Here is a 9,161-nt window from a genome sequence, read left to right as displayed (position 1 = left end):
TACCCCACCCCCACCCCCCCCCCCCCCCCCCCCCCCCCCCCCCCCCCCCCCCCCCCCCCCCCCCCCCCCCCCCCCCCCCCCCCCCCCCTCGGGCTTTCCCGCAAGCCGTTTCCCGCACTGCCTACCCGCACCGCCCTCCAGGAGCCCCCGTGCAGCTGTCCGTCGACCCCGCCGCCGCCACTCCCCCGTACGAGCAGATCCGCGCCCAGCTCGCCGAACAGGCCCGCTCCGGCGAGCTGCCGACTGGGCTGCGGCTGCCGACCGTCCGGGCGCTGGCCGAGGAACTGGGACTGGCCGCCGGGACGGTGGCGCGGGCCTACCGGGAGCTGGAGGCGGACGGCGTGGTGGAGACCCACGGCCGGCGCGGCACCCTGATCGCCGCCACCGGGGACGCCGCCCACCGGCTGGCCGCCGCGGCCGCCGGTGAGTACGCCGAGCGGGCGAGCCGCCTGGGCCTGACCCGCGAGGACGCCCTGGCGGCCGTGGTCACCGCGCTGGGGCTGGCCTACCCGGAGGCCTGACCGGGGCAAGTTCCTAGATCTCCGGCCGCACCATTCCCGCCGCGGGGGCCTGAGCGGCCGGCGCGGTGGTGCTGAGGGGCTGGCCGAGGGCGCTGTGCTTGACCCAGTCCGTCCAGGACACGTTCCAGTCCCCGAAGCCGTTGCCGAAGGGCTCCATGGTGGCGCCGAGGCTGTTCACCACCGTCACCAGGTCCCCGACCCGGGTGTTGTCGTAGAACCACTTGGCGTTGTCGGTGCTCATGCCGGTGCAGCCGTGGCTGACGTTCTCCAGGCCCTGGGAGCCGACCGACCAGGGCGCGGCGTGCACGTACTCGCCGCTCCAGGTCACCCGGGTGGCCCACTTGACGTCGAGGTCGTAGGACTCCGAGCTGCCCGCGGCTATGCCGATCGTCTCGCCGTTCATCCGGACGGAACGCTCCTGGCCGAGCACCACCTTGATGCCGTTGCGGGTGTCGAAGCCGGGCTTGCCGGTGGTGACCGGGACGCTCCGGACCACCTCGCCGTCACGCTTGAGGGTGAGTTCGTGGGCGGCCGCGTCGACCACCGACTCCACCCGCTCGCCGATCCGCAGCCGCAGCGAGCTGCGGTCACCGCCGTAGAGGCCGTCCGAGATCCGGGTGCCGGTGCCGTCGAAGGCCAGGGTGACGGCCGTCCCGGCGGGCCAGTACTCCTCCGGCCGGAAGTGCAGGTTCTTGTCGTCCACCCAGTACCAGGCACCGGTGACGGCGGGCTGGGAGGTCACCGTCAGGGCCCGCTCGACCTCCTGGCGCGCCTGCGGGTCCTTGACGGCCTCGGAGAGCTGGACGGTGAGCGGCTGCCCCACGCCGTAGACGCCGCTGCCGGAGGAGTCCGGGCCGAGCTTGGCGGTGAGCAGGCGCTGGGCGGCCAGCGTGCTGAACTTGACGGTGCCGTCGCCGCGGCCGTTCCTGCCGTCGTCGGCGGAGACCCGCACGGCGTACGTGGTGCCGGCCTTCAACCGGCCGGTGGTCTGCCAGCTGCGCTGGTCGTCGGCGAGCTTGCCGGCCACCACCCGGCCGTCCGGGCCGACCACGGTCACGTCGGTGAGCCGGCTGCCTTCGACGGCCGTCACGGTGATCGGCTTCGAGGGGTCGGCCTTGTCCTCGGCCGAGAGGTGGACGAGCCGGGCCGCGTCGATCCGGTGGGGCCGGGACTCCTCGTCGCCGGAGGAGCAGGCGGCCAGCGGGGCCAGCACTGCGAGGGTCAGCGAAATGCCGCCGATACCTGCGATTCCGCGCCTGTCGGCCATGGCCGCCTCCCAGGTTTTCGCACGATTGATCAGATCGTAGGAACACCCTGGTTCTAACGACATCCGGGCGACCCGCCGTTGACCCGCGCGAGTGAGGCCGTCACTCTCCGGACGCAGCAGGGCCGGTCCCCCCTTGCGGGGAACCGGCCCTGTCGGTGGAAACGGAACCTACTGGTTCTGGTTCTCACCGCGGTAGAACTCGAAGACCCATCCGAAGATGCCGATCATGATGATCGGGGCGGCCCAGAACATCAGCCACCAGCCGAAGATCACGCCCAGGAAGGCGAGTGCGCCACCGAGCGCCAGCGAGAGCGGCTGCCAGCTGTGCGGGGCGAAGAAGCCCAGCTCGCCGGAGTCGTCCGCGACCTCGGCCTCGGGGTTGTCACCCGCGCCGCTGTCCACCCGGCGGGCGGTGAAGGCGAGGTAGTACCCGATGAAGGCGCAGAGGGCGAAGGCCAGGAACAGCGCCGTGGTGCCGGCCGCCTCCAGACCGGGGCCCGAGTTGTTGGTCCACAGGCCGTAGGTGATGGCCATCGCCAGCACGAAGACCGACAGGCCGAGGAAGATCTTTCCCTGTTCCTTCATCAGGCGTCGCCCTCCTTCTCGCCCTTGCCCAGCTTCGGGGCGTCGTACTTCGCCGGGGTCACGCCGGCGAGGTGCTTGGCCGCCTCACCGTGGTTCTCCAGGTAGTCCAGCGCGGCGATCTCCGGGTGGTGGAGGTCGAAGGCCGGGGATTCGGAGCGGATCCGGGGCAGGGTGAGGAAGTTGTGCCGCGGCGGCGGGCAGGAGGTCGCCCACTCCAGCGAGCGGCCGAAGCCCCACGGGTCGTCCACGGCGACCTTCTCGCCGTACTTGGCGGTCTTCCAGACGTTGTAGAGGAACGGCAGGATCGACAGGCCGAGCACGAAGGAGCCGATGGTCGAGACGGTGTTCAGCGTGGTGAAGCCGTCCGAGGCCAGGTAGTCGGCGTAGCGGCGGGGCATGCCCTCCGCGCCGAGCCAGTGCTGCACCAGGAAGGTGGTGTGGAAGCCGATGAATAGCGTCCAGAAGGTGATCTTGCCCAGGCGCTCGTCCAGCATCTTGCCGGTCATCTTCGGCCACCAGAAGTGGAAGCCGGCGAACATCGCGAAGACGACGGTGCCGAAGACCACGTAGTGGAAGTGGGCGACGACGAAGTACGAGTCCGAGACGTGGAAGTCGATCGGCGGCGAGGCCAGCAGGACACCGGTCAGACCACCGAAGAGGAAGGTCACCAGGAAGCCGACCGTCCACAGCATCGGCGTCTCGAAGCTCAGCGAGCCCTTCCACATGGTGCCGACCCAGTTGAAGAACTTCACCCCGGTCGGGACCGCGATCAGGAAGGTCATGAACGAGAAGAACGGCAGCAGCACCTGGCCGGTGACGTACATGTGGTGCGCCCACACCGTCACGGACAGACCGGCGATCGCGATGGTGGCCGCGATCAGGCCGGAGTAACCGAACATCGGCTTGCGGCTGAAGACCGGGATGATCTCCGAGACGATGCCGAAGAACGGCAGCGCGATGATGTACACCTCTGGGTGGCCGAAGAACCAGAACAAGTGCTGCCACAACATCGCCCCGCCGTTGGCCGGGTCGAAGACGTGGGCGCCGAACTTGCGGTCGGCCTCCAGGGCGAACAGCGCGGCGGCCAGGACCGGGAAGGCCAGCAGGACCAGCACCGAGGTCAGCAGGACGTTCCAGACGAAGATCGACATCCGGAACATCGTCATGCCCGGAGCGCGCATGCAGATGATCGTGGTGATGAAGTTGACCGCACCGAGGATCGTGCCGAAGCCGGAGAAGGCCAGACCCATGATCCACATGTCACCGCCGACGCCGGGCGAGTGCACCGCGTCCGACAGCGGGGAGTAGGCGAACCAGCCGAAGTCGGCGGCGCCGTTCGGGGTCAGGAAGCCGCAGACCGCGATGGTCGAACCGAAGAGGTACAGCCAGTACGCGAACATGTTCAGACGCGGGAACGCCACGTCCGGGGAGCCGATCTGCAGCGGCATGATCCAGTTCGCGAAGCCCGCGAACAGCGGCGTCGCGAACATCAGCAGCATGATCGTGCCGTGCATCGTGAACGCCTGGTTGAACTGCTCGTTCGACAGGATCTGGGTCCCGGGACGAGCCAGCTCGGCACGCATGACCAGGGCGAGGACGCCGCCGATCAGGAAGAAGGCGAACGACGTGCCCAGGTACAGGGTGCCGATCGTCTTGTGGTCCGTGGTGGTCAACCACTTGATGATGGTCGAACCCGGCTTCCGGGTCCGCTGCGCCCCGACCGTGACGGCCTCGGCGCCCCCGCCGGCCGCGGCGGGCTCGTTGAGGATGGTCACTTCGCTTCACTTCCCATGGTGATGAGGCCGGAAGGCACCGCGCCGTTCTGGCCCTTGGCACGCAGGTCGGCCAGGTGCTTGTCGTAGTCGGCGCGGTCGACGACCTTGACATTGAACAGCATGCGCGAGTGGTCCTCGCCGCAGAGCTCGGCACACTTGCCCATGTACTCGCCCTTGACGGTGGGGGTGACCTCGAACTTGTTCACCACGCCCGGCACGACGTCCATCTTCATCATGAAGTTGACGGGCCAGAAGTCGTGGATGACGTCACGAGAGGTGAGCCGGAACTGCACCGTCTCGTTGACCGGCAGCCAGAGCGTCGGAACGTCCTTGGGCGTACCGACGTCGTACGCGGCGTCCTTGTTGGCCGGGTCGGGCGTCTCGGTGTTCTCGTAGTTGAACGCCCAGCTCCACTGGAAGCCCACCACGTTGACGTAGTGCTGCGGCTTCGCGGAGACGTGCGTCAGCTTCGCCTCGTCGCGGGCGACGAAGTAGAAGAGGACCGAGACGATGATGATGGGGACCGCGGTGTAGAGCGCCTCGATGGGCACGTTGTACCGGGTCTGCGGAGGGATCTCCACACCGGTGCGCTTGCGCCGGTGGAAGATCACACTCCAGATGATCAGACCCCACATCAGTACGCCGACCACCAGCGCCGCGATCCAGGAGCCCTGCCACATCTGGAGGACCATGGGTCCTTCCTTGGTGACCGGGCTCGGGAGGCCAAGCCTGGGGAGGTCGTTGGCCGAGCAGCCGGTGGCGGTCGCGATGACGAGGCCCAGTGCCAGCGCCTGAGGCAGCTTCCGCCGCATCGTGCGCCGCGGCGAGCGGTCGGAGCCGTTGGGACTCACGTAGCGCCTTCCCGAAGTCTCGCCCGCCTTCGCGTCGCACCGAAGGAGGTTTGTGAGCCTCCCCGGCGACCCGTCCACGGGCACGGTTTGAATGCTTATGCGGGCCAAACCCTACTCCAGCCTTATGCGCTCCTGACGGGCAGCCCCCGGTAACGCGCCGCCCGGTCGCCCGATCAGGCCCGGCGACGGCTGCGCCGCAGGTCATCGTAGGCATTCGAGGTCGTTACGCCCGATCGGGGGATGACCTCGAACGTCGTCGGTGACGGCCCGTCGGTCGAGGACGAAGCGGACATTCGGGGTGATCGACTGACGGCCGGTGAGCGGACGAGAAGCGCGGACGGGCCCCGCGGAGTGGCGTTAAATGTGACCGTGTACTTCGACGTGGCTTCGACGGCCCCTCTGCACCCCGTCGCGCGGCAGGCCCTGACCGCCGCCCTGGACGAGGGCTGGGCCGATCCGGCCCGGCTGTACCGCTCCGGCCGGCAGGCCCGGATGCTGCTGGACGCCGCCCGCGAGACGGTGGCCGCCGTCCTGGGCGCACGGGCGGACGAGATCGCCTTCACTGCCAGCGGGACCCAGGCCGTCCAACTCGGCATGCTGGGTGCCCTCACCGGGAACCGGCGGCGCGGCGGGCACCTGGTGCACTCCGCGGTGGAGCACTCCAGCGTGCTGCACGTCGCCGAACGCCGGGAGGCCGAGGGGGGCGAGGTCTCGGTGGCCCCGGTGGACCGCACCGGGCGGGTGGACCCGGCGGCCTTCGGCGGCCTGCTGCGCCCGGACACCGCACTCGCCGTGCTGCAGAGCGCCAACCACGAGGTCGGGACCGTCCAGCCGGTCGGCGAGGTCGCCGCGCTGTGCGCCGACGCCGGGGTGCCGCTGCTGGTGGACGCGGCGCAGAGCGTCGGGCGGGTGGACGTGCCCGCGGGCTGGTCGCTGCTGACCGCGAGCGCCCACAAGTGGGGCGGGCCGCCCGGGGTCGGGGTCCTCGCCGTGCGCAAGGGGGTCCGGTACTCCTCGCCGCTGCCGGCCGACGAGCGCGAGGGCGGCCGGGTGCCCGGCTACGTCAACGTCCCGGCGATCGTGGCCGCGGCCGCCTCGCTGCGCGCCGTACGGGCCGAGGCGGAGCGGGAGAACGCCCGGCTGCACGCGCTGGTGGAACGGATCCGGGCGCGGGTGCCGCAGTCGGTGCCCGAGGTCGAGGTGGTCGGCGACCCGGTGCGGCGGCTGCCGCACATCGTCACCTTCTCCTGCCTGTACGTGGACGGCGAGGTGCTGCTCACCGAGCTGGACCGGGCGGGCTTCGCGGTCTCCTCCGGCTCCTCCTGCACCTCCTCCACGCTGACGCCGAGCCATGTGCTGGCCGCGATGGGGGTGCTCACCGAGGGGAACGTCCGGGTGTCCCTGCCGTACGGGACGACGGAGGCTGACGTGGAGCGGTTCCTCACCGTGCTGCCGGACCTGGTGGCGGGCGTCCGGGCGCCGCTCGGGCTGGACCTGCCGGCGCCGCAGTCGCAGCCGGAGCCTCGGCCGGAGCCGGAGCCGGAGCCGGCTGCGCAGACCCTCGTCCTCGACGCCCTGGGCCAGCGGTGCCCGCTGCCGGTCATCGAGTTGGCAAAGCGGATCGGCGAGGTGCCCGTCGGCGGGACGGTCGCCGTACTGTCGGACGACGAGGCGGCCCGGCTGGACGTCCCCGCCTGGTGCGGGATGCGCGGGCAGGAGTACGCGGGTGAGGCCCCGGCCGCCGAGTACGGCGGCGACCGGGGCTCGGCCTACCTGGTGGTGCGCCGCTCCTGACCGGGCCGACTACGTGACCGGCTACTTGACGAGGTGGGCGCGGATGTCCGCGGCGGCCTCGGCGCCGTAGTTCTCCTCGAAGCGCTGCGCGAAGGCGGCCGGGCGCAGCTCGTACTCCTGGGTGCCGACGGTCTCGATCACCAGGGTGGCGAGCATGCAGCCGAGTTGGGCGGAGCGCTCGAGGTCGAGCTGCCAGGACAGGCCGGTGAGGAAGCCGGCCCGGAAGGCGTCGCCGACGCCGGTCGGGTCGACCTTGGCCTCCTCGCGCGCACAGCCGACCGTGATCGGGGCCTCGCCCTTGCGGTCGATCCGGACGCCCTTGCTGCCCAGGGTGGTGATCCGGGTGCCGACGCGGGTGAGCAGCTCGTCGGCGCCCCAGCCGGTCTTGTTCTCGATCAGCGCGGCCTCGTACTCGTTGGTGAACAGGTACGCGGCGCCGTCCACCAGCTCGCGGATGTCGTCGCCGTCGAGGCGGGCCAGCTGCTGGGAGGGGTCGGCGGCGAAGGCGTAGCCGCGGGTGCGGCACTCCTGGGTGTGGCGGACCATGCCCTGCGGGTCGTCGGCGCCGACCAGCACGAGGTCCAGGCCGCCGACGCGGTCGGCGATCGGCTTGAGCTCGATGCTGCGGGCCTCGGCCATGGCACCGGTGTAGAACGAGGCGATCTGGTTGTGGTCCTCGTCCGTGGTGCACATGAAGCGGGCGGTGTGCCGGGTCTCGGAGATGTGGACGGAGTCGCAGTCCACGTTGTTCCGCTCCAGCCAGCTGCGGTACTCGGTGAAGTCCGCACCGGCGGCGCCGACCAGGATCGGCCGGAGCCCGAGCACACCCATGCCGAACGCGATGTTCGGGGCGACACCGCCGCGGCGGATGTCCAGGGCGTCGACCAGGAACGACAGCGACACGGTGTGCAGCTGCTCGGCGACGAGCTGGTCGGCGAACCGGCCGGGGAACGTCATCAGGTGGTCGGTGGCGATCGAGCCGGCGACGGCGATACGCACGGGGTCTCCTCAGGGTGGCAGCAAGGCCAGCGGGGGGCGAACGAACCCACCCACGGTACCGGGCCGGGACCGTGCGTCAGCAAGAGTGCCGCTCGAGCTGTCGCCCTCCTGCCAGCGTGACACCCGTTGCGCTCGACGGTGTACTACCTCCGGGTAGCACTGGTGGGTGTGCGGAAACCGGGCCTAGGGTCGGCCTCAGGGGCCCGGCCGGACCGGGCGGACCCCGTCGTCGACCGTGGCAGTGCCGCCACGGCTGTGGATCGGAGCGATGCCCGATGATGCCCGAGCACTACCCGCTGTCCGGCTCCGGAGCCGATGCCGACGCCGAGACCCTCGACGCACTGGTGACCTCCTCCCGGCGGCTGCGCCGGTTCTGGCCGCTGCTGGCGGCGGGCCCGGAGCCGGCCGCCCCCGCGCCCGTCGGCGTCCGGGTCCCGTCCGGGGCCCAGCGGCTGGTCGCCGCGATGGCCGAGTACGGCATGTGACCCGCTCCCGGGTGAAGGGGAACCGGATCCGACCGGGGCACGTCACAACCGCGCGGAGCGGCCGAGGGGCGGCGCCGCTGAGTCCTCGGGAGGATGTGCAGATGGATCTGGAGACGATGCCCCGGCGTGGTCGGCGGATGGCGGCCCTGGCGGCCGTGGTGCTGGCGGCGGTGGTGACGGTGGCCGGGTGCGACGGGGACGGCAAGAGCTCGGCGGACTCGGCACGCCCCTCCGCCCCCGCGGGCTCGACCGCCTCCTCCGCGAGCGGCTCCCCCGGGGCGCCGACGGCACCCGGCGCCCCGTCCGGGACGGCACCCGGCGCGTCCGGCCAACCGGCGCAGCCGCCGACGGCGGGTGCGCCCACCCCGGCCTCGCCCCCCGGGCAGCCGTCGGGGGCCGCCACTCCCCCGGGCAACGCGATCGCCCCCGGCGAGCCCGACCCGACCGGCACCGGGGCAGGTACGGCGGTGCGGCCGCCGGTCGCCTACCGGGCCGACGGCAACAAGCTGACCGTCTACTTCTTCGGCGGGGTCTGCACCAAGTACGCGTTGAAGGCGGACGAGTCGCAGGCGGGCACGGTGGCCGTCGAGGTCGTGCCGGGGCCCCCGACCGTCCAGCCGGGCCAGGTCTGCACCGCACTGGCCAAGCGGCAGGCGGTCTCCGCCGATCTGCGCTCCCCGCTGACCGGGCGGACGGTGGTGGACCGGACGAGCGGCCAGGAGGTGCCCCTGGAGGGCGACCCCCACATCGGCCCGGACCCGGTCACGCCGGACGGCCCGGCCAAGTAGCGCCGAAGCACCGAGGGGGGGGGGGGGGGGGGGGGGGGGGGGGGGGGGGGGTTGGGGGTGGGGGGGGGTGGGGGGGGGGGGGGGGGGGGGAGAGGA

9 protein-coding genes are annotated in these 9,161 nt (G+C 71.7%); 4 read left to right on the top strand and 5 right to left on the bottom strand.

The features are described from left to right. The first annotated feature begins 149 nt into the window (after window positions 1-149). Complete coding sequence (locus ACZ4WV_RS29780) at window positions 150-521, top strand: GntR family transcriptional regulator (protein WP_465751734.1); 372 nt, start codon at window positions 150-152, stop codon at window positions 519-521. Between the two features lie 13 nt (window positions 522-534). Here ACZ4WV_RS29780 and ACZ4WV_RS29775 read toward each other — a convergent pair whose 3' ends face one another. The 4 genes from ACZ4WV_RS29775 to ctaC all read right to left on the bottom strand — a co-directional run bounded on the left by ACZ4WV_RS29775 (window position 535) and on the right by ctaC (window position 4,999). After that, a complete protein-coding gene (locus ACZ4WV_RS29775) occupies window positions 535-1,788 on the bottom strand; it encodes a L,D-transpeptidase (protein ID WP_465751733.1) in 1,254 nt (417 codons plus the stop codon). A gap of 168 nt (window positions 1,789-1,956) precedes the next feature. Continuing rightward, the gene (locus ACZ4WV_RS29770; protein ID WP_189915175.1) at window positions 1,957-2,373 is read right to left on the bottom strand and encodes a cytochrome c oxidase subunit 4; all 417 of its coding nucleotides are present in this window, start codon (window positions 2,371-2,373) and stop codon (window positions 1,957-1,959) included. After that, window positions 2,373-4,148 (bottom strand): aa3-type cytochrome oxidase subunit I, encoded by a 1,776-nt coding sequence (gene ctaD, locus ACZ4WV_RS29765; protein ID WP_465751732.1) that lies wholly within the window; start codon window positions 4,146-4,148, stop codon window positions 2,373-2,375. The genes ACZ4WV_RS29770 and ctaD overlap by 1 nt, the downstream gene beginning before the upstream one ends. After that, a complete protein-coding gene (ctaC, locus tag ACZ4WV_RS29760; RefSeq protein ID WP_465751731.1) occupies window positions 4,145-4,999 on the bottom strand; it encodes an aa3-type cytochrome oxidase subunit II in 855 nt (284 codons plus the stop codon). Before ctaC ends, ctaD begins: the two co-directional genes overlap by 4 nt. A gap of 240 nt (window positions 5,000-5,239) precedes the next feature. Between ctaC and ACZ4WV_RS29755 the strand changes: the two genes are divergently transcribed. Then, a complete protein-coding gene (locus tag ACZ4WV_RS29755) occupies window positions 5,240-6,793 on the top strand; it encodes an aminotransferase class V-fold PLP-dependent enzyme (protein ID WP_465751730.1) in 1,554 nt (517 codons plus the stop codon). A gap of 21 nt (window positions 6,794-6,814) precedes the next feature. Here the strand turns inward: ACZ4WV_RS29755 and ACZ4WV_RS29750 are convergent, their stop codons facing one another. Then, entirely contained in the window at window positions 6,815-7,792 is a 978-nt protein-coding gene (locus ACZ4WV_RS29750; protein ID WP_465751729.1) for a carbohydrate kinase family protein, read from the bottom strand. A gap of 275 nt (window positions 7,793-8,067) precedes the next feature. Between ACZ4WV_RS29750 and ACZ4WV_RS29745 the strand changes: the two genes are divergently transcribed. Next, window positions 8,068-8,277 (top strand): hypothetical protein, encoded by a 210-nt coding sequence (locus tag ACZ4WV_RS29745; RefSeq protein WP_465751728.1) that lies wholly within the window; start codon window positions 8,068-8,070, stop codon window positions 8,275-8,277. Between the two features lie 101 nt (window positions 8,278-8,378). Further along, a complete protein-coding gene (locus ACZ4WV_RS29740) occupies window positions 8,379-9,065 on the top strand; it encodes a hypothetical protein (RefSeq protein ID WP_465751727.1) in 687 nt (228 codons plus the stop codon). The last annotated feature ends 96 nt before the right edge of the window (window positions 9,066-9,161 follow it).

The organism is Kitasatospora sp. NPDC029312 (genome assembly GCF_055569215.1).
The sequence above is the reverse complement of the archived record's forward strand: the minus strand, read 5'-3'. Positions and strand labels throughout refer to the sequence as shown.

What these genes read in the sequence shown, in the direction of transcription:
- ACZ4WV_RS29775 (WP_465751733.1), bottom strand. Translation starts at nt 1,788, where the DNA reads ATGGCCGACAGGCGCGGAATCGCAGGTATCGGCGGCATTTCGCTGACC.
- ACZ4WV_RS29770 (WP_189915175.1), bottom strand. Translation starts at nt 2,373, where the DNA reads ATGAAGGAACAGGGAAAGATCTTCCTCGGCCTGTCGGTCTTCGTGCTG.
- ACZ4WV_RS29755 (WP_465751730.1), top strand. Translation starts at nt 5,240, where the DNA reads ATGACCTCGAACGTCGTCGGTGACGGCCCGTCGGTCGAGGACGAAGCG.
- ACZ4WV_RS29745 (WP_465751728.1), top strand. Translation starts at nt 8,068, where the DNA reads ATGATGCCCGAGCACTACCCGCTGTCCGGCTCCGGAGCCGATGCCGAC.
- ACZ4WV_RS29740 (WP_465751727.1), top strand. Translation starts at nt 8,379, where the DNA reads ATGGATCTGGAGACGATGCCCCGGCGTGGTCGGCGGATGGCGGCCCTG.